The 20506-nt window shown below is 56.1% G+C and carries 20 protein-coding genes, 2 rRNA genes and 1 riboswitch (1 of these 23 cut by a window edge); of the genes, 6 read left to right on the forward strand and 16 right to left on the reverse strand.

What is annotated here, in order from left to right:
• From ACQUQU_RS14600 to ACQUQU_RS14655, 12 genes are all read right to left on the reverse strand, one after another.
• A complete protein-coding gene (locus ACQUQU_RS14600) occupies positions 1-1287 on the reverse strand; it encodes an HD-GYP domain-containing protein (RefSeq protein WP_430460437.1) in 1287 nt (428 codons plus the stop codon).
• Between the two features lie 61 nt (positions 1288-1348).
• Positions 1349-2782: a molybdate ABC transporter ATP-binding protein ModF gene (modF, locus tag ACQUQU_RS14605; RefSeq protein WP_430460438.1), complete on the reverse strand. Its 1434-nt coding sequence runs from the start codon at positions 2780-2782 to the stop codon at positions 1349-1351.
• Between the two features lie 56 nt (positions 2783-2838).
• Entirely contained in the window at positions 2839-3183 is a 345-nt protein-coding gene (locus ACQUQU_RS14610; protein ID WP_430460439.1) for a histidine triad nucleotide-binding protein, read from the reverse strand.
• 3 nt (positions 3184-3186) lie between these two features.
• The gene (locus ACQUQU_RS14615; protein WP_430460440.1) at positions 3187-4272 is read right to left on the reverse strand and encodes a hypothetical protein; all 1086 of its coding nucleotides are present in this window, start codon (positions 4270-4272) and stop codon (positions 3187-3189) included.
• A 109-nt stretch (positions 4273-4381) separates the two neighbouring features.
• A complete protein-coding gene (locus ACQUQU_RS14620) occupies positions 4382-4828 on the reverse strand; it encodes an SRPBCC family protein (RefSeq protein ID WP_430460441.1) in 447 nt (148 codons plus the stop codon).
• Between the two features lie 109 nt (positions 4829-4937).
• Positions 4938-5741, reverse strand: a complete 804-nt coding sequence (locus ACQUQU_RS14625; protein WP_430460442.1) for a hypothetical protein — start codon at positions 5739-5741, stop codon at positions 4938-4940.
• 163 nt (positions 5742-5904) lie between these two features.
• Positions 5905-7383, reverse strand: a complete 1479-nt coding sequence (locus tag ACQUQU_RS14630) for a PhnE/PtxC family ABC transporter permease (protein ID WP_430460443.1) — start codon at positions 7381-7383, stop codon at positions 5905-5907.
• On the reverse strand, positions 7373-8050 hold the full coding sequence (locus ACQUQU_RS14635; protein WP_430460444.1) for an ATP-binding cassette domain-containing protein: 678 nt from the start codon (positions 8048-8050) through the stop codon (positions 7373-7375). The genes ACQUQU_RS14630 and ACQUQU_RS14635 overlap by 11 nt, the downstream gene beginning before the upstream one ends.
• Positions 8051-8065: 15 nt before the next feature.
• Entirely contained in the window at positions 8066-8926 is an 861-nt protein-coding gene (locus ACQUQU_RS14640) for a putative selenate ABC transporter substrate-binding protein (protein ID WP_430460445.1), read from the reverse strand.
• A 10-nt stretch (positions 8927-8936) separates the two neighbouring features.
• The gene (mnmH, locus tag ACQUQU_RS14645; protein WP_430460446.1) at positions 8937-10028 is read right to left on the reverse strand and encodes a tRNA 2-selenouridine(34) synthase MnmH; all 1092 of its coding nucleotides are present in this window, start codon (positions 10026-10028) and stop codon (positions 8937-8939) included.
• Positions 10025-11053: a selenide, water dikinase SelD gene (gene selD, locus ACQUQU_RS14650; protein WP_430463045.1), complete on the reverse strand. Its 1029-nt coding sequence runs from the start codon at positions 11051-11053 to the stop codon at positions 10025-10027. Before selD ends, mnmH begins: the two co-directional genes overlap by 4 nt.
• 134 nt (positions 11054-11187) lie before the next feature.
• The gene (locus tag ACQUQU_RS14655) at positions 11188-12009 is read right to left on the reverse strand and encodes a hypothetical protein (RefSeq protein ID WP_430460447.1); all 822 of its coding nucleotides are present in this window, start codon (positions 12007-12009) and stop codon (positions 11188-11190) included.
• 389 nt (positions 12010-12398) lie between these two features.
• Positions 12399-12537: riboswitch (molybdenum cofactor riboswitch) on the forward strand.
• Here ACQUQU_RS14655 and moaA point away from each other — a divergent pair.
• From moaA to moaE, 6 genes are all read left to right on the forward strand, one after another.
• Positions 12528-13571 carry a GTP 3',8-cyclase MoaA gene (gene moaA, locus ACQUQU_RS14660; protein ID WP_430460448.1) on the forward strand — a complete coding sequence of 348 codons (1044 nt, stop codon included), beginning with the start codon at positions 12528-12530 and terminating at the stop codon, positions 13569-13571. It overlaps the preceding riboswitch by 10 nt.
• 1 nt (position 13572) lies before the next feature.
• A complete protein-coding gene (gene mobA, locus ACQUQU_RS14665) occupies positions 13573-14154 on the forward strand; it encodes a molybdenum cofactor guanylyltransferase (protein ID WP_430460449.1) in 582 nt (193 codons plus the stop codon).
• The gene (gene moaB / locus ACQUQU_RS14670; RefSeq protein WP_430460450.1) at positions 14147-14698 is read left to right on the forward strand and encodes a molybdenum cofactor biosynthesis protein B; all 552 of its coding nucleotides are present in this window, start codon (positions 14147-14149) and stop codon (positions 14696-14698) included. The genes mobA and moaB overlap by 8 nt, the downstream gene beginning before the upstream one ends.
• A gap of 1 nt (position 14699) precedes the next feature.
• Entirely contained in the window at positions 14700-15185 is a 486-nt protein-coding gene (moaC, locus tag ACQUQU_RS14675) for a cyclic pyranopterin monophosphate synthase MoaC (protein ID WP_430460451.1), read from the forward strand.
• Positions 15182-15427, forward strand: a complete 246-nt coding sequence (moaD, locus tag ACQUQU_RS14680; RefSeq protein ID WP_430460452.1) for a molybdopterin converting factor subunit 1 — start codon at positions 15182-15184, stop codon at positions 15425-15427. The genes moaC and moaD overlap by 4 nt, the downstream gene beginning before the upstream one ends.
• Positions 15428-15430: 3 nt before the next feature.
• Positions 15431-15892, forward strand: coding sequence for a molybdopterin synthase catalytic subunit MoaE (moaE, locus tag ACQUQU_RS14685; RefSeq protein WP_430460453.1), 462 nt, complete (start codon positions 15431-15433; stop codon positions 15890-15892).
• Between the two features lie 50 nt (positions 15893-15942).
• Here moaE and ACQUQU_RS14690 read toward each other — a convergent pair whose 3' ends face one another.
• The 4 genes from ACQUQU_RS14690 to ACQUQU_RS14705 all read right to left on the reverse strand — a co-directional run.
• A complete protein-coding gene (locus tag ACQUQU_RS14690; protein ID WP_430460454.1) occupies positions 15943-17292 on the reverse strand; it encodes a DEAD/DEAH box helicase in 1350 nt (449 codons plus the stop codon).
• Between the two features lie 57 nt (positions 17293-17349).
• Positions 17350-18291 carry a DNA/RNA non-specific endonuclease gene (locus tag ACQUQU_RS14695; protein ID WP_430460455.1) on the reverse strand — a complete coding sequence of 314 codons (942 nt, stop codon included), beginning with the start codon at positions 18289-18291 and terminating at the stop codon, positions 17350-17352.
• A gap of 320 nt (positions 18292-18611) precedes the next feature.
• Positions 18612-18727 (reverse strand): 5S ribosomal RNA (gene rrf, locus ACQUQU_RS14700).
• A gap of 161 nt (positions 18728-18888) precedes the next feature.
• Positions 18889-20506 (reverse strand): 23S ribosomal RNA (locus tag ACQUQU_RS14705); it runs 1271 nt beyond the window's last position.

Consider the following 20506-nt stretch of genomic DNA (forward strand, 5'->3'; position numbering starts at 1 on the left):
TCAGGTCGCGAGACTGTAATCAAAGCCTTTTATGCGCAGACCTTTCTGCACATAGTCACTGACATTCACCCCGAAACAGCCACTGCGGAATACGCCTTTGGCTTCGTAGGGGTGACCTCTGTCGTCCTGCGGCCCGTGCGCCAGATTAATAATGCGCTCGGGTTGCGGCTGTTTATCCGGTCCGAGAATCATGATCACCCGGGGTTTCAGCTGAAAGCCCGGATCGGCCGATAAAATAATGCCGACCTCGCCGTTGCTCATCTCCAGTAAATAACCGGGCGGATACAGACCCACCATGGCGACGAATTTCTTCACCAGCTCGCCATCAAATTGCGTGCCGCTGTTATTGTTCAGAATTTTCAGCGCTTCCAGCGACGACATACCGGCTTTATAACAGCGGTCACTGGTCATGGCATCGTACGCGTCGACCACCGTTACAATACGCGTAAACAGCGACAATTTTGTGCTGTTAATGCCACGCGGATATCCCTTGCCGTCCAGCCGTTCGTGATGGCTGAACGCCACGTCGGCCGCGCCCGGATAAATATCTGATCGGCCCAGTAATAATTGCCGCGCGTAGGTGGTGTGGCGCGCCATTTCTTCGAATTCCTCAGGCGATAAACGCCCGGGTTTATTCAGAATTTCCGGCGGCACTTTCATTTTGCCAATGTCGTGCATCAGGCCACAAATACCCAGATTTTCCAGCTCAAACGGTGCCAGATCGCATTGCTGACCGAGCGCAATGGCGAGCAGGCAAACGTTCACCGAATGCTCGGCTGTGTATTCGTCCTGATGCTTTAAGCGGGTTAACCAGAGAATGGCGTTGGGGTTGGATACCACGCGTTCGACGCAGTCTTTTACCGCGATCTGCGCCTGCTTCATGTTCAGGGCCTGCCCCAGCTGGGCACTGATCAGCAGCTGCCTGACCTGCTGTTTGGTGGCCTGATACGTGCGGTTGGCTTCGGTCAGTTGTCGCGCCATGTCCTGCTTTTCGACGTAGCGGATGGTACTGGGCGGCCGGTTGTGGGTATTGCCGTCCAGCGGCTCCCACTCCTCTTCGACCACGTCCACCAGCACCCAGCGGCAGATGTCGGCAACGGTGTGAATGTCCTGCTCATTTTCGATCAGGAAACCCTGAAATAAAAATGGCGACTCATGCCAGGGCCGGTCCAGCTCAACGATGTACATCCCGACTGTAAGCTGTGACACGTCCAGTTGCTTGCGCATGTGTCGTTTGTTGATGCGGAATTTGCGGCCGTCACGGGTGGTGGTAACGGAGCCGATCACGTGATTAATTCCTGAGATTTTATTCTTCTAATTGTAAAGCGGGTGGCAGTAACTGCCACCGTCAGAGCGCGGAAATTCGTATCCGACTGCAACCGTTCTCCGGTTCAAACTGTAACCTGTGCGTAATTGACGACGGTATTTCACTGGTGTGGTGCGTCACGTACAGCAGGGTGCTGGCGGTCTGTTCGGCCAGACGATTAATAAAGGCCAGCACCAGCATACGGCTCGGATCATCCAGCCCCTGACAGGGCTCATCCAGAATCAGCAGCGGTGGTTGTTTGATCAACGCGCGCGCAATCAGCACTAAGCGCTGCTCGCCGTACGACAGATGCTGCAGGCTTTTGTTGGCTTTATCGCGCAGGCCGATGATATCCAGCCACTGCAGCGCCAGCTGCTTATCGCTGTCGCCCGTGCTCTGGTACAGACCAATGCTGTCGTACAAACCGGAAATCACCGTACTCAGCACGTTGGTGGTGGCGCGGTATTCCCACTGCAGCGACGCCGACACCAGACCTATGTGCTTTTTAATATCCCAGATGCTTTCGCCGCTGCCGCGCTTAATGCCGAACAAACGCAGATTGTTGCGGTAGCACTGCGGGTTATCGCCGGTAATCAGCTGCAGCAGGCTGGTTTTGCCGCAGCCATTCGGGCCCTGAATGGCCCAGTGCACGCCCGGCTCCACGCGCCAGTTCAGGTCGCTGAACAGGGTGCGCTCGTCGTAGCGGATGGAAACATCAGTCATGCCCACCAGCGGCTCACCATCGGCCAGTTTCAGCGGTGCGCGGCCACTGGCCGGAAACTCCGGCAGCGGACGGTCGAAATGCAGCAAACCACGCAGTTCCGGCTGCGCCAGTACTTCGTCTTTTTTGCCCTGATACAGCAAACGCGCATCGTGCATAAAGGCGACGTGAGTAATCCACGCCGGCAGTTCATCGAGACGGTTGGCCACCCACAGCATGGCCTGCCCCTGCGCGGCCAGACCCGCCAGCGCCTCGGTTACGGCGTCGCGGCTGCGCGCATCCAGACCTTCCAGCGGTTCGTCCAGCACCAGCAGATCCGGGCGTTCACGCAGCGCTTTAATCAACAGCACTTTGCGGCTTTCGCCGGTGGATAACGCACGGAAGCCGGAATCCAGCAGATGGCCGACGCCCAGACGTTCGATCCAGTCGGCGACTTCTTCTAACGGCGCCAGATAATCGCGGATCAGCGTGCCTTTGTCCGGCATATCGGTGAGGTCGGATTCGTCGTCATGACGCTCCTGCTCAATCTGACGTGCCTGCGCTTCCAGCGACACATAACGCACGGTCTGCGGTAATTGCTCGCAGGTGCCATGACTGAGCACCAGCCACTGGTCGGCCGGCAGCATCGACAGCACGGTTTTACCGCTGCCGTTGGTGCCGGCAATGGCCCAGAATTCGCCCGGATTCAGTTGCCAGCCGGCAACCTGCAGGTGTCGCCCGTCGTGCAGACGGGCCTGAATATCAGAGAAACGCATAATGGTCTGGTCGCTGGTTGGATCGTCGCCGTAATGTTAGTCAGAAGTGGGGCGGATCAGCCCGGTGGCCACTTCAGGCTGCGGCCACCAATGATGTGCAGGTGCAGGTGGAACACGCTCTGGCCGGCGCCTTCGCCGTTATTCACCACCAGACGATAGGCCTCACCAAAACCTTCCTGCGCGGCGATTTTGCTGGCGGTCAGCATCAGATGGCCGAGCAGCGCCTGATCGTCCGGCGCGGAATCGCACAGACGCGGAATCGGCTTACGCGGAATCAGCAGAATGTGCATCGGGGCGGCCGGATACAGATCACGGAACGCCAGGCACAGGTCGTCTTCGTAAACGATATTGGCGGGCAGTTCGCCACGGGCGATTTTGCCGAAAATAGTGTCTTCAGACATCGGTTACTCTCCGGGTGGGCTGGAAAAACTGGCGCCTATAGTGGCCAGCCAGGCCAGAACCTGCAACAAAAATTCCGCGTCGGCGGCGTGACTGTTCACCGGAATTTCGGCAAAAAAATGGTCTGACTGCACCCGCACCTTTCGCCCATCGAGCACCCTTGCCTCTTCCAGACCGCGCAGGTCCATCGGCTGCGCCCGTTTAAACGCGCTTAATTTTGTCTGGACACCGGTGCTTCTGACGTCAATCCAGGGGCGGAAATAATACGGATAAAACGCCTTCACCAGATTGAATACCGCGATCAGAAAAATGGCGCCATCAAAGGCCAGAATCATGCCCGACGACACGCTCGCCGACAGCTGAGAATGCATATACAGCGCCGCGCCGATAATCACCAGCAAGCGGAATAACGCCGTAAAAGGCAGCTGCTGACGCGGTGGCAGGGTAAAACGCAGCCCGGCGTCTGTGGTCGACAAACGGATAGCGCTGTTCGCCGGAGGCGTCGGCAGTTCCAATACCTGCAGAGGTACAGGGTCATCGATTTTATCCGCCGGAATTAACACAGCGTCAGCCTGGGTGAGATCTTCCAGGGGCACACCGAAATGCCGCACCAGTTGTTCGGCTTTGGCACGCGCGACGACGTATTCGGTTTCGCTGGATAATTCGGTCTCGGCATAGCGGGTATCCAGCGCGACACGGAACATCACAGAGCCGGAATGATTGTCGCTGCTGCCCTGAACAAAAACGCGTTGCAGCTGAATTTTTGTGAAAGGCGCGAGCGGCTGTTTTTCTTCCCAGGCAATAAAAAAATAGCGCTGCCGGGTGAGCAGGTAGCGGCCACTCAGGCTCAGATACCGCTCGAACTTCAGCGTCAGCAGCAGGACGCCAAAGAACAGCGTAAATATCATGACAAACACCATGCCGCCATGAACGCTGCCGGTGGTGAACAATAACTGGTAAAGGATACTGATCAGCAAGCCCGAGCCAATCAGCAAGGGCAGCGCTGCGAAAACGGCCAGAACAATACTCATCTGGCGCCGGTCATCCAGACAAAACAGGTCGCCCTCGCGGGCGTAGGTCATGTGTTTCATAACATCCATTTAACAATATTCCCAAAAAAGCAAAGGCTGGCAGGCGCAATAGCGCGCCCTGCCAGCCCGCCCATCGTTCAGCCACTCACTCACCCTCGATCTCACACCCTCACTCTGAGACAGTGGCCTCGACCAGCAGCGTCAGCAGTTGCAGCGATTGCTGCCAGCCGATGTAGCACTGCTCCACCGGAATCGGCTCGGGAATGCCTTCCTGCACAATGCTGACCGAGGTACCGCAGGACACAGGCTCCAGCGTGACTGTGGTGATCATGGTGCCGGGCAGACCTGTGTCTTCAAACACATCGGTATTTTTAATGCAGCGGCCGGGTTCCAGTTGCAGGTATTCGCCACCAAAGGCGTGGGTAAAACCGTTGTCCAGATTGGTGAAGGACATGCGGTAACGGCCGCCTACGCGGGCGTCCATGCTGTGCACGGTGCAGGTAAAGCCGTGCGGCGGCATCCACTTGCAGATGGCGGCCGGGTCGAGAAAGGCGCGGTAAATACGGTCGGCGGGTGCGTTGAGTACGCGGTGCAGAGTAACGGTTCCGGTGGTCATTATGTTCTCCCTGAGACTGGTGCCCCGGTGGATCCGGGGCCTCCCAGTCTGGAGAGTAATGGCAGCGGCAGCAAGCGCTGCGCGCTCAGAGGTAAAAAGCGCTGTGCGCTCAGCGGTAACTGGCTTCGATTTCTTCCAGATGTTCGAGGATGCGGTCGTTGTAACTCACCACCAGAAACGGCACCGAATTTTCGGTGTTGTTGCGGATGCGGTCTTCAACAAAGCGCCATTTACTGGCGATGTTGCGCACCAGAATAATCGCGCCCTGGTCTTTCACCAGCTGCTCGAGCTGCGCCAGTTTGCCCTGAAAATCGTCGGCCAGCATGCCCAGCGAGTTTTCATTTTCGCCGGTACCGACGAACAGATAGCCCAGATTGGACGTACCTTCTGCCGCGTATTGGGCGGTCATTTCCGCCATCAGCACCGCCAGTTCGCGCGCCTTCTCAACCACGGCATGGGGCTTGATACCGCTTTTGCCTTTCAGCAGTTTGTAATCTTCCGAGATCTCACCCACCAGCTGGGTACCCTGACGGCCCATGTCGTCGACCAGCCGGATTTCCGGATAACCGCGGGTAAGGATGTCCTGCCGGTTGGTTTCCAACAATTGCGACAGCTTCAGCCAATCGGTTTCAAGCGCCGTGATTTCGTCGGCCATCTGGTCGTTGGCGGCGATATCGAGAGCGTCTTTCATGGCCGTGTTGAAGCGGCTCATGCTGCCATCGATCAGGCGATTGAATTTGGCGTCGGCATCGAGGCCGGAAAACATGTAGTAGTTGGTCACCATACTGGTGGCCGCCAGACGCATATGATGCAGGTCGGTCAGCAGTTGCTGCGGTGTGGCGCGGGCTGTGCTGGCCAGCGACAGAACGAGGAACAGAAGAACGATACGAGCCGGGGAAGGTGCTGTACGCATAATGGTTTCTTCTTGTTATCGGTTTTATTTTAAGAAGCGGCTTCCTGTGGAAGCGTCAAACCATTACAAAGCAAGCGTCGGGCAATGTCAAAGCAGTGGGCAGGCATGTCAGGAAAGCCGTAAACACCTGCCTGCAAAAGCATCAGCTCAGCATTGAGGGCGATCAGCCTAAACCACCCGCCTGCTCAGCGCCCGCCAGACGGCGCAAGCGACGCGACACACTGTCGACCAGTATGTTCAGCGCCGCCGTCACCAGAATCAGGAAGAAAGCCTTGTCGAAGCGTACTTCCTCGAAGGCCGAGTCGATGTAGAAACCGAGTGTCGCCACCCCGAGAATGCCCATGATGGCACTCTCGCGCAGAATCACTTCCCAGCGATAAAACAGAAACGCCAGAAACCCCGGGTACAGACGCGGCGTGTGCAGATAGGCATAGCGGTTCAGACCAGCCGGGTCATCCGGACGCTCTGGTTGTTGCTCACTGTGGCCGGCCATTAAGAAACCGATCAGACCGCCGTTGTGAATCGCCAGCGCCAGCACGGCCGGCAAGCCCGACGGGCCAAACAACAGCAGCAGCACGAAGGCGAACATCATCTCCGGCGTGGAACGCATCACCAGCAACACGCCACGCCCCAAAGGTCGCGCCCGTCCCACCAGCGCGCGACTGCCGAACGGATACACCAGCAAGGCGATAACGCCGGTTAACACCAGCGCCAGCTGGGTTAACAATAACGTCTGCAGCAAGGATGGCCAGGCTTCGTTGCTCCACACCCGGCTGTACCATTGCGCTGTGGCAGTCCAGTCGCCATTGAGCAGGGCTTTCGGCCAGATGTCGTGCGTTAAAAACTGCCAGATCAGCCCCGACGCCATCGGCGGCGACTGCGGCAATAAAAAGACCGCCACCACGGCGTACACAGGAATCAGCTTAGGTTTCAGCCAGAAACGAATGGTGGCGATTAAAATAAAAAACAGCCACAGCAGTGCGGCGGCTTCGCTGTAGTGGCCTTGCTTGAAGGCGGTTTCCAGATGAAAACCCAGCGTCGGTAAACCAATAAAACCGAGAATGGCGCTGGAGCGCAGCGCGCACTCAAAACGGTAACGCACGTAATGGGCAATTTCGCCGTAGGCCTGCGGAATACGCGTATAGGCGTAGCGGCTGAAGCGACGGTTCCGGGCGGCGACCGCCTGTTCCGGATACGGGCTCTGGCGGGCGAATAATTCCGCAAATACCTTGGTAAATACGCCGGTATAGGGAATTAAAATCGCCAGCAAACCTGTGGTGGCACTTAAGCCAAATACCTGCATAAACAGCAGGCCCCAGAATATTTCGTGCACCGAGCGCACCGCAGCAGCGATTAAACGCACCACACGCCAGTGGTACAGCACCGCCAGCACCACGCCCAGCGGCACCGACAGCAACACCGCCAGCAAGGCGAATGCAATCGTCTGCCCCAGTGCGTCCAGCAGGGTCTGCGGATCATCCCACCAGGGCGTGACAAAGCCCAGCGCAATGCGCCCGAGCTCGCGCCACGGGTCAGACTGATACAGCGCCAGATCGGCAAACGGCAAACACAGCAAGGCGGAAATAAGAAAGGCAAAACTGAGCCAGCCCAGTTTTTTGCCGGTGCTGATGTCAGACCGCATACAGGCTGTCCAGCATCTCAGCGGTTAACTCACAGGCCGGGCCGTCATAGGTAATATCGCCGTTTTTCAGCGCAATCACGCGATCAAAATGATCGAGTGCCAGACGGCGGTTGTGCAGACTGACCACCAGCGTGTCGTGGCGCTCAATCAGTAATTGCAGAACGGCTTCGGCCTGCACCGGGTCGAGGGCCGACACCGGCTCGTCGCCAAAAAATATCGCCTGGCGGCGATATAAGGCGCGGCCAATCGCCACCCGCTGACGCTGACCACCGGACAATTTATCGACCGATTTCCACAGCTGATCGGCAATGCCCAGTTCTGCGGCCAGCCGGCTGATGTCCTGCTTACTCTGCGTCCACGGACGCAGCAGATTCATCAGGTTATACAGCAGGCCATGACGCTCCAGCCCGCCCATAAACATATTCTGATACGACGACAGAATATCGACCAGGCCGCCCTGCTGCGGACACAGGGCAATCTGCTGCGGCTGCTGTTCATACAGCCATTCCAGCAAACTGGATTTACCAGCACCGGACGGGCCGATTAAGGCCACTTTTTCACCGGGGTATATCGCCAGACTGAGGTTGCGCAGCACCTCGTGCCGGCCCTTTCTCAGGCTTTGCTGATGCAGGGCAAACAGAGGTGCACAATCGGGTTGTCGCGTCATTAACAGGCCAGAGAATTAATCGAGTAAACCAATGGACTGCGCGGTTTTTTCGACCGGCAGATAATCGGCATTGGTGGCCGGCACGAAAGATTCGCGCGGGAACGACGCCAGCAGGTCTTTGTCTTTCATGTTCAGCAGCGCGTTACGTACCTTGTCGGTAAAACCGGCGCCGAAACGCTTGTCGGCATCACCGCGGATGGTCCACTGGTAATCCGGGTAAGTCGGGGTTTCCCAGATCACGTGAATTTTCGCCGGATCAATATTGCCCGCCGCCAGTTCGTTTTCCCACACGGTGTAGTTCACCGCACCCACCTGATAGGCACCGGACTGAACCTGAGCAATGGTACGGCTGTGGTCGTCAGAGAAACCAACGCGTTCAAACACCGCTTCCGGTGCCGCGTTAAAACGCTCGCGCAGATAGAATTCCGGCATCAGACGGCCAGAAGTAGAACCTTTGGCGCCGAAGGTGAAGGTTTTGCCTTTCAGGGCGTCGCTCAGTTCTTTACCGGCGGTCAGGCCGGCGCTGGTGTTGGCGATGATGTAGCTTTTGAAGAACTGATCTTCATAACCCTGAGCAATGGCCTGTGAATCCGGAACCAGACGACGGGCCTGCACACCGGACAAACCACCGAACCAGGCCAGCTGCACCTGATCATTACGGAAGGCGGTAATCGCCGCCGCATAGGATTTCACCGGAATGAATTTCACGTCCACGCCCAGTTCGCCCTGCAGATAAGCAGCCACTTTATCGAAACGCTGCTGCAGACGGGTTTCGTCTTCATCCGGAATCGCCGTGAACACAAAGGTATCGGCCAGCGCACCGGCAGCAGAGAACAGCAGGCCGGCAACGGCCGCCAGTTTCAGCAGTTTTTTCATTATGGTTTCCTTAGTGGTTGCTTAAATAATCTTTAATTTCGGTCGCATTTCCGCGGAATTCCACCGGTCCTTTTTTCTGCGTCAGCTGGAAATCGTACATAGGGTCGTAGTACTCCTCCAGCAAGGCACGGATCCATTCGCGGTGCAGACTGTTGTCACCGCGCTGATGCTTGGCTAATGCCTGCTGCAATAAATCGTTTAATTGCTGGTAGCGCACACCACCGAGGCGGCGGTGAATTTTCTGCAGGGATTTGGTCAGGTCGTCAGCAAATGCCGTAAAGCCGGCCTCGTCGCCTTCGGCCTGCTGCCATTCTTCCAGCTTGTGCAGAATGTAATTGCGGAAGCTGTGTTCGACGCGGTCTTCAAGGGTGCTGTCGACCAGAATAATCGGCGAAATACCCATTTTTTCGCGCAAGTCATGCGGAATAGCGCAGCGGCCGATCAGCAGACTTTCGTCTTCCAGCAGAATGGTTCTACCCGGATGCGCGTGGTCGGCGCGTAAAAAGGCGACGGCCAGTTTGTTTTCAAAATCGATCTGCGACGGCTGACCGCCCGGGCGTTTGCCAAAGGTGCTGCCCCTGTGATGCGCCAGACCTTCCAGATCAATACTGTACGGCAATTCGTTAAGCAGATCGGTTTTGGCGCAGCCGGTGCGGCCGGCCAGAATGCGCAGCGAGGTATCGCGCACGACACGGTCCATGGTGTCGATCAGGAAGCGGCGCATGGCTTTGTAGCCGCCTTTGATGCGCGGGTAGTCCACACCGGCGTCTTTCATCCATTGCTGCACGATCTGGCTGCGCAGACCACCGCGCCAGCAGAACAGATAACCGTCCGGATGCTGGCGGGCAAAGTCCAGCCACTGCTGCACACGGGCGTCTTTCACTTTGCCGCTGACCAGCTGATGGCCGAGTTCAATGGCTTTGTCCTGCCCCTGTTGTTTATAACAGGTGCCGACCTTGGCGCGCTCGGCGTCGGTCATTAACGGCAGGCTGGCGGTAAAGGGAAACGAGCCCTTTTTATATTCCAGCGGCGCCCGGGTATCGAACATGGGGGTGTCGCGCAGAAAGATCTCTTTAAAATCCGTGGCGTCCGGGCGGCTCATGGGCGCACCTCAATACGGTGCTGGCCTGTCGCCTCCACCAGCTCGCCGATACGGCCAGCGTGTACACCTGCGTTGCTCAGCAGACTTTCCAGTTGCGCGGCGTTTTCCGGGCGCACGGCAATCAGCAGACCGCCGCTGGTTTGCGGATCGCAGAACAGGGCTTTCTGTTCATCGGTTAATGGCGCCAGCTTATGGCCGTAGGAATCGAAGTTGCGCGTAGTGCCGCCGGGCAGACAGCCCATGGCGATGTAATCGCGCACCGGCTCCAGCACGGGAATCGCGCTTTCGTGCAGCACGGCGTTCACGCCACTGCCTTCACACACTTCGAGCAGATGGCCCATTAAACCGAAACCGGTGACGTCGGTGATGGCGTCTACGCCTTCAAGCTGCGAAACCTCGGCCCCGATTTTGTTCATGATGCACATAACGTCGCGCGCCAGAAATTCGTGCTCGGGCTTCAGTTTTTTCTGCTTCTGCGCTGTAGTCAGAATGCCCACACCCAGCGGTTTGGTCAGGTACAGCTGACAACCGGCGCGGGCGGTGTTGTTCTGTTTGAGTTTGTCTTTGGCGACGATGCCGGTGACGGCCAGACCAAAAATCGGCTCGGGAGAATCGATACTGTGACCACCGGCCAGAGTAATGCCGGCGTCGGCGCAGGCCTGACGACCACCATCGACCACACGCTGAGCGACTTCCGGCGGCAGCTTATTCACCGGCCAGCCAAGAATGGCGATGGCCATCAGCGGCTTGCCGCCCATGGCGTAAATATCGCTGATGGCATTGGTGGCGGCGATACGCCCGAAATCGAACGGGTCATCGGCAATCGGCATAAAGAAGTCGGTGGTGCTTAAAATCACCTGACCATTGCCCAGATCGTAGGCGGCGGCGTCGTCTTTGCTGCTGTTGCCCACCAGCAGGTTGGCATCGGCCGGAAACTGCAGCGGCGATGCGAGAATGCTGTCGAGAATTTTCGGCGAAATTTTGCAGCCGCAACCCGCGCCGTGGCTGTATTCGGTCAGACGGATGGGGGCGGTAGAAGAAGAGTCAGTCACACCGGAATCCTGCGTTTTAAGTCAGGGCGGAATGATACGGTGCCAGCTGGCTTTGATAAAGGAGCAGCCGCCGGGCGGAGGCTGCCGCTTTTAACGCAGAAACAGAATCAGAAGCGCAGGCCGAAAACGCCCATGTACTCGTCGTAGTAGAACTTCTGGTCGGCTTTATCGCCTTTGTTGCTGGTCAGTACGTCGTTCATGTCGGCATAACCGAACTTGCCGGTGAAGCGGAAGAAGAACTGCTTCCACAGCGTGGTTTCAAAACCGGCCTTCACCAGAGTGCTGTGACCGGCGACGTGCCACTCATCATTACGCTCGCCGCTGAGCAGTTTGACGTTGGATTTCGGGTACAGAATACCGGCACCGAAACCGGCGAACACCGCCAGATCCATTTTGTCGTCCCAGCGCAGCAGCGGCAGGAAACGTTCGGTTTCCAGCGAGATCATGTTAAAGCCGTCGGTGTGCTCGTAAGTCAGAAAATCTTCGCTCAGGGTTTCGGTATCGCCGGCCTGATAATCGCGCTCAAAACCGGGCTTGTTGATATGGCCCGAGGCTTTGACGGTCTGATCCTGCACCATCACGTATTTCATGTGATCAAAGCCCAGCGACACCGACCAGTTGTCGGCCACGAAATAGCCCACGCGCCAGTTGTACTGAGGAATGGTCAGCCGGCCCGGATTCAGGTACGAGTGGTACAGCTGGTACAGGCTTTCGTCATTCTGTTCGTCTTTCGCCTGCACGTTGTGCAGGGTGAAATCATGATCGGCGCCGTGAAAGTGAATATCACTGTCCGAGTAGGTTGCGCGGTTCCATCCCCAAAAGCCGTACCACTGTCCCTGAGTACGCATTCCCGCCTCGGCCTGCATCGGCAGCAACCAGGAGAGAGTCAGCAGCAACGCCAGATGCTGCAAAGGAGCTTTAAACTGCATAAATTTTTCGCCATTCGTCACGGTGGGGAGCGGACCGTCACCTGTGCGTGCGCCCGCGGAGCCGCACCCTACCCTTTGGTTCCCCGTGAGTGAATGGTTGTTTACAGAACGATCTTTCCTCTCAGAGCATCAATGCCCCAGTTGGCGCTTTTATTCAGCTCGATAAATGAACAGCGATTGGTGCGCCCGCAGAACAGTGCGTCGCAGATGCCCGGCTGCAAAGCGGCCATTCCCGGTTGGCGCTTTTATTCAGCTCGATAAATGAACAGCGATTGGTGCGCCCGCAGAACAGTGCGTCGCAGATGCCCGGCTGCAAAGCGGCCATTCCCGGTTGCGGCGGCGTTGCACGCGCTCAGGTGTTCAGCTGAGGGGCGAAAACGCATACACTGGAGCCAACTCAACGCCGAGCCTGTACGCCTAACCTGATCCGTCAGCAGGGTTTGCAGGCCGTGGTCCTTGTGGCCACCAGGGTTCTGCCGGAAACGGCCGGGCCTCCCACATTTGGAAAGGTGTCATTCATGAACATGCCTACGCACATACCTTTGCGGGTATTGCCGGCAGACGACGTGCAGTTGCGCAACGACGCGGCTGTACTGCAAGACCGTTTTGGCCGGCGCTTCAGTTATCTGCGCCTGTCGGTAACGGATGTCTGCAATTTCCGCTGCAATTACTGCCTGCCCGATGGCTATCAGTGCACCGATACGCCGGTACCGCTGACGCTGGAAGAAATCGGCCGTATCGCCCGCACCTTTGCTGCCATGGGCACGCGCAAAATCCGCATTACCGGCGGTGAGCCCAGCCTGCGCAAAGACTTGCCTGAGATTATCCGCGTGCTGAAAAGTACGCCCGGTATCGACACCGTTGCACTGACCACCAACGGCTACCGTCTGACGCACCAGATTGAAAGCTGGGTAAACGCCGGGCTGGATCAGCTGAATGTCAGTATCGACAGTCTCGACCCACAGCAATTCCGCGCCATTACCGGCCACGATAAATTGCAGGAAATTCTTAGCGGTCTGGACATGGCGCGCTCGCTCGGGCTGACGCGCATTAAAGTGAATGCTGTGTTATTGCGCGGCTTTAATCTGACCGAATTTCCGCAGTTTCTGCACTGGCTGAAAGACACCGACGTATCGCTGCGTTTTATTGAATTAATGCAGACCGGTGACAACGAGGAATTTTTCCGCGCGCAACATGTGTCTGGTGATGATATCCGCGCCCGCCTGTTACAGGCGGGCTGGGTACAGAAAGCCCGTAGCGCCGATGATGGCCCTGCACAGGAGTTTTCACACGCAGAATACGCCGGCCGTATCGGCCTGATCATGCCGTACAGCAAAGACTTCTGTAGCACCTGCAACCGCCTGCGCATTTCTGCACAGGGCAAGCTGCATCTATGTCTGTTTGGTGAAGAAGGTTTCGACCTGCGCCCACTGCTGCAGAACGACGACAGCGTATCGCTGGAAATGCGTATCCGCGAATTATTGCGTGATAAAAAAGCCACGCATTTTCTTGAAGAAGGCAAAACCGGCGCCGTACGTCACTTTGCCATGCTCGGTGGCTGATATGCGTACGCTGGGTGTTGTACTGGCCGGTGGTCAATCCAGCCGCATGAGACAGGATAAAGCGCTGCTGACGCTCAATGGCTCCACCATGCTGGAACGCAGTGTGAATGCGCTGCGCCCGCTGCTTCCGGAGGTGTGGATCAGTCGTCAGACCGATCAGGCGGTACCGATGGCTGACGCCCGCATCGTACCCGACACCATGCGCGATTGCGGACCACTGGGCGGCGTTGCCGCCGTTATGGAGCAGGCTGTTCGTGCAGGCTTTGATGCCGTGTTGCTGCTGCCGGTGGATTTGCCCGCCTGCAGCGCCGCCGATTTAAGTCCGCTCATGGCGGCCGGTGAGCGTGAACAGAAGCCTGTATGTTTCAGCGGCCATTTTTTACCCCTTTATTTACCGGTTAATAGCGCGGTGCTGGAATTTACACAGCGGCAATTAACCGATAGCAAGGCGCGCAAATCCGTCGCGTCTGTTTTCTACCAGTTTGACGGCATTCAGCTTCCGCCACCGGACAGCAATGCCTTAACCAATACCAATACCCGTGAAGAGTGGCTGACCGCCACACGCGAGGAACAACATGGCTAAAACTTTTATCGATCAGTTTATTCCGCTCAACATCGCCGTATTAACCGTGTCCGATACCCGCACCGAAGACAACGACACCAGTGGTCAGTTGCTGGTCGATAAGCTGACAGATGCCGGGCATTTTTTAAGCGATAAAAAAATCGTTATCGACGACAAATACAAACTGCGCGCTCAGGTATCCCAATGGATTGCCGACGATAAAACCCAGGTGATTCTGGTGACCGGTGGTACCGGCTTTACCGAGCGTGATTCAACACCCGAGGCATTAATTCCACTGTTCGATCAGACCGTCGATGGCTTTGGTGAACTGTTCCGTCAGATTTCGTTTCAGCAGATCGGCACATCGACCATCCAGAGCCGCGCTGTTGCCGGTCTAGCCAACAGCACGCTGATTTTCTGCATGCCGGGTTCTACCAATGCCTGCCGTACCGCCTGGGATGACATCATCGCCAGCCAGCTCGACAGCCGTCACCGCCCGTGCAATTTCGCCCTGCGTTTAAAGGGTAATCAGTGCAATCACTGCGGCACAGGTTCGCGCGGTTAATATGGCTGAGTTTTCCCATATCAATCAGCGCGGCGAAGCCAATATGGTCGACGTCAGCGGCAAAACACAGACCGTGCGTGAAGCCCGTGCTGAAGCCTATGTACGCATGAGCCCCGAAACACTGGCGAAAATTCTGGCCGGCGACCATCACAAAGGCGATGTTTTTTCGGTAGCACGCATCGCCGGGATTCAGGCCGCCAAACAAACCAGCAGCCTGATTCCTTTATGTCATCCGTTAATGCTGAGCAAAGTCGCCGTGGATTTTTCCGCCGAGCCTGCACATAACCGCGTGCGCATTGAAAGCCTGTGCAAACTCACCGGTCAAACCGGCGTGGAAATGGAAGCCCTGACCGCGGTTTCCGTTGCCGCCCTCACGCTGTTTGATATGTGCAAAGCCGTGGACCCGGGCATGGTGATCGAAGGTATCCGCGTACTGGAAAAACAGGGCGGCAAAACCGGTCACTGGCTGGCGGAGGACAAACAGTGAAGGTGTTGTTCTTTGCCGCCTTGCGCGAGCGTCTGGGTTGCGCTCAGACGGAAGTGGATGTGGCCTTACCGGCTTCGGTTGCTCAGGTCCGCAACGCGCTGATCACCGCCTTTCCACAGCACGCCGAACGCCTTGCCAGCGGTCGCTCACTGGCGGCAGTTAACCAGATGCTGGTTCAGGACGACGCTGCCGTTAACGCCGGCGATGAAGTGGCCTTTTTCCCTCCGGTAACCGGCGGCTGAACGATGAAGTTTATTTCTGTCCAGCAAGCCGATTTCGATATTGCTCACGAATACGCCGAGTTGCGCCGCGATAACCGCGCCGACGGCGCTGTGGTGTTTTTCACCGGCTTAGTGCGCGAGATGAATCAGGGATCGGAAGTGTCTGGCCTGACTCTGGAGCATTATCCGGGCATGACCGAAAAAGCGCTGCAGCAGATTGTGAATGACGCCTGCGCGCGCTGGCCGCTGAACCGCGTACGCTTAATTCACCGCGTTGGCACGTTGCAGATCAGCGATCAGATTGTGTTTGTCGGCGTATCCTCATCCCACCGCGAAGCGGCGTTCGAGGCCTGCCATTTTATTATGGATTTTCTGAAGAACCGCGCCCCTTTCTGGAAAAAAGAAGTGACGAACAGCGGAGAACGCTGGGTCGACGCGCTGGAAAAAGACCGCGCAGCTCTGGATAAATGGCAGAGTGAACAATAAAAAAGGCCGCGATTGCGGCCTTTTTAGTCTGACGCTTTTCAGCCCGCCGTTTACTCGGCCGGCTTGGTCTTACGACGGATCGGTGCCAGACCTTCTTTATCCATCAGATTGCCTTTTGGCTCGGCAGTCTTAGGACGGCTTGGACGCGGCCCCTGCTTTTTCTTATCTGATGTCACTTTTTTCGCACCGGCTTTTTTGCCATCTTTCGGCTTTTTCTTTTTGGTGCCCGCCGCTTTACCCGAAGCTTTTACTTTCTTCGGTCCACGATAGGCGCCTTTCAGTTCAGCAATGGTGCGCTCGTCCATCTGAATATTCAGATAACGCTCGATGGCGGCTTTCAGGTTCCATTCGTTCGGCGAAATCAGACTGATGGCCAGACCTTCTTTACCCGCACGACCGGTACGGCCGATGCGGTGAACGTATTCATCGCCCTTCCGCGCCAGATCGTAGTTGATCACCAGATCCATACCTTCCACATCCAGACCGCGCGCAGCAACGTCGGTGGCGACCAGAATATTGCGCTTACCTTCACGCAGCGACTGCATTACGTAGTTACGCTCGTCCTGGGTCATTTCACCGTGCAGCATGGCGATGCCATTGCGGTGACGACGCAGAAAATCGTTCAGGCGATCCACTTCAGTACGTTTATTAACGAAGATAATGGCTTTATCGTAGGTTTCGTTGGCCAGCAGCCATACCAGCAGACGGTCTTTGTGCGCGTTATCGTCGGCCAGAATGCGTTGCTGGCGGATAAACTCGTGCTGATCACGGATGCTGTTGGTGGTGACCTGTTCAGGATTATTGAGCATGGCACGGGCGATGCGGCCAATGCCTTCATGACGCAGCGTGGCCGACAGCATAAAGGTCTGACGCTCTGTGCGTGAACGGCCAACGATCACTTCCATGTCCTCGGCGAAGCCCATATCGAGCATACGATCAGCTTCGTCCAATACCAGAAATTCCAGATCGCTCAGATCAGCGCTTTCGCGCTTCAGGTGATCAACCAGACGGCCTGTGGTTGATACCACGATTTCAGGGTTTTTACGCAGCATGGATGACTGATATTTGAAGTCATCACCACCGGTCAGCAGGCCAACTTTCAGGTGGGTAAGCTCACAGAAATGCTGTGCGGTTTTGAATACCTGACGTGCCAGTTCGCGGGTAGGTACCAGAATCAGAGCGCGCGTGGACGCATTGGGTGCATCTTTCTGCAGCAGCTTTTCCAGAATCGGCAGCAGGTAAGCCAGAGTTTTACCACTGCCAGTTTCAGCGCAGACCTGCACATCGCGGCCAGCCATCGCCAGTGGAATCACCTGGGACTGCACATCCGTTGGCTGCCTGATTTCCAGCTGTTCCAGGCCGGTCATCAGGCGGGTATTGAATTCAGTTTCAGCAAACACTCTGGTTACTCTCACGCATGTATTGGCGCAAGTATATCAGAAGCCCGCAGGACCGGCTCAGTGCGCAAGCCAGTCGTTAAATGCTGCAGCGTCCGTAACCTGTCGCAACAGCCGTTGCTGGTCAGCGGGTAACGCCGTAAAGAAGGTCATTGAGGTCAGGCCCTCCACCACACTGAGCGGCACCAGACAGTCGGTAACCGCGCGACTGCTGTCGAGATCACAGCCGTCGTGAAGGTTCTGTTCGTGATCGAACAGAAAGGCATAGGTGCGCTTCTGTTGCGCATCAATCAGCACTTTGTAGAAGCCATGCGGAACGCCAATGCGCCACTCACCGGGCGATTTCTTACGGTTACCAATGCGCATCACCGGGATATCACCCATAAATATTGTGCCGGCATAGGCATAGTAGGAATGCCCCTGATCAAGTAAGCGACGTTCAAGCGCTTCCAGTTGATACCAAAGGCCTTTTTCGCCATTGAAGCGCTCATGGTATTGGGGCGTGATGTTAGACAACGCGTTGATCTCGAACACGGTGCAGGCGTCATCGGCATCCTCTACCTCCAGAGTGCCTTCAAATTCTGCGTCCTTGCCATCGCCATCCCTGTCGCCTCCGGAAATAAAATAAGGCACCAGATGGCCGCGGGCGAAGTTATAAGGTGTATTAAACCAGCCGGCATAATCCTTATCGGTAACGTCATTAAAATCCGGATCGGTGCGGAACTGGCTCCAGCGAGACGTACGCTTAGGGGTATCACGATAGGCAGGAGAAGCATGCCAGCTCACCCAGCGCGGCACGTGATATTCCCGGTTGTACGACAAGGCATAGCCGTGGCGGGCGTATAAAGGGGTTGCGTCTGGTCGTCCACCAAAGACGTGCTCATTCAGGCTGTGCAACTGAGCATCCGGCGATAACCGGCAGTCTTTCAGGCTGAGAGCAACCGCAGATGCAGAAAAGCCGTAATAAGAGATAAAAAATAAAAAGAGGATAAAACGATTCAAGATCGGCTGTTCCGGATGAATAAAACACAGTGGGTAACTGATCCATCCTGGAAACTGCCCGCAGAGCAGGCTAATGCCTGAGCATGACATTCTCAAGCAGGTGTGTATCGAAATTAAATTCGGTCTGTAAAAGGCGATCAATTTCAATCGCCCAGAAAGGAAAAACCCCAGTAGGCTAGCCTGCTGGGGTTTTAGATTAAGAGCTTGATCGGCGAAGCCAACTTTACCATGACCTCAGCCTGCGAAGCAGGGTCAGGTCATCAGCAAGCCAATAAAAGAAAACCCCTGACTACGTAAGTAATCAGGGGTTTTGGATAAGAGCTTGACGATGACCTACTCTCACATGGGGAGACCCCACACTACCATCGGCGATGCTGCGTTTCACTTCTGAGTTCGGAATGGATTCAGGTGGTTCCACAGCTCTATGGTCGTCAAGCAAACTGGTTTTTCACTTCCCCAGTCTTACCGCTTATTGCGTGCAGGAAGTAAAAAATTCGGTTGGATACATGAGTATAATTGGGATTCTCTTGCGAACCGGCGGTTGCCTGTTCTGTCTTTTAACTTAGGCTTGTATCACACACCAAGTTTGGGTGTTATATGGTCAAGCCTCACGGGCAATTAGTATCAGTTAGCTCAACGCCTCACAACGCTTACACACCTGACCTATCAACCTGGTAGTCTTCCAGGGCCCTTTAGGAAGCTTAAAGCTTCAGTGAGATCTCATCTTGAAGGAGGCTTCACGCTTAGATGCTTTCAGCGTTTATCCCGTCCGAACATAGCTACCCGGCAGTGCCACGGGCGTGACAACCGGAACACCAGAGGTTCGTTCACTCCGGTCCTCTCGTACTAGGAGCAACTCTTCTCAAATCTCAAACGCCCACGGCAGATAGGGACCGAACTGTCTCACGACGTTCTAAACCCAGCTCGCGTACCACTTTAAATGGCGAACAGCCATACCCTTGGGACCGGCTTCAGCCCCAGGATGTGATGAGCCGACATCGAGGTGCCAAACACCGCCGTCGATGTGAACTCTTGGGCGGTATCAGCCTGTTATCCCCGGAGTACCTTTTATCCGTTGAGCGATGGCCCTTCCATACAGAACCACCGGATCACTATGACCTACTTTCGTACCTGCTCGACGTGTCTGTCTCGCAGTTAAGCCGGCTTGTGCCATTACACTAACCTCCTGATGTCCGACCAGGATTAGCCGACCTTCGTGCTCCTCCGTTACTCTTTGGGAGGAGACCGCCCCAGTCAAACTGCCCACCATACACTGTCCGCAACCCGGATAACGGGCCGACGTTAGAACCTCAAACATACCAGGGTGGTATTTCAAGGATGGCTCCACCGAGACTGGCGTCTCAGCTTCAAAGCCTCCCACCTATCCTACACAGATATGTTCAAAGTTCAGTGCAAAGCTACAGTAAAGGTTCACGGGGTCTTTCCGTCTAGCCGCGGGAACGCTGCATCTTAACAGCGAGTTCAATTTCACTGAGTCTCGGGTGGAGACAGCTCCGCCATCATTACGCCATTCGTGCAGGTCGGAACTTACCCGACAAGGAATTTCGCTACCTTAGGACCGTTATAGTTACGGCCGCCGTTTACCGGGGCTTCGATCAAGAGCTTCGCTTGCGCTAACCCCATCAATTAACCTTCCGGCACCGGGCAGGCGTCACACCCTATACGTCCACTTTCGTGTTTGCAGAGTGCTGTGTTTTTAATAAACAGTTGCAGCGGACTGGTATCTTCGACCGGTCTCAGCTTACGGGGCAAGCCCTTCACCAAAACCGGCGCACCTTCTCCCGAAGTTACGGTGCCATTTTGCCTAGTTCCTTCACCCGAGTTCTCTCAAGCGCCTTGGTATTCTCTACCTACCCACCTGTGTCGGTTTCGGGTACGGTCTCTTTGTAACTGAAGCTTAGAGGCTTTTCCTGGAAGCTTGGCATCAACCACTTCGGACTCCGTAGAGTCACCGTCATCAGTTCTCAGCATTAAGATCCCGGATTTGCCTAAGATCTCTGCCTACCACCTTAAACACGGACAACCAACGCCGTGCTGGCCTAGCCTTCTCCGTCCCCCCATCGCATTACAAAGAGGTGCGGTAATATTAAACCGCTTCCCATCGACTACGCATTTCTGCCTCGCCTTAGGGGCCGACTAACCCTGCCCCGATTAACGTTGGACAGGAACCCTTGGGTTTCCGGCGAGGGGGTTT

Source organism: Thalassolituus sp. LLYu03 (assembly GCF_050507655.1).
In the GTDB taxonomy this organism is placed as follows: domain Bacteria; phylum Pseudomonadota; class Gammaproteobacteria; order Pseudomonadales; family Oceanobacteraceae; genus Venatoribacter.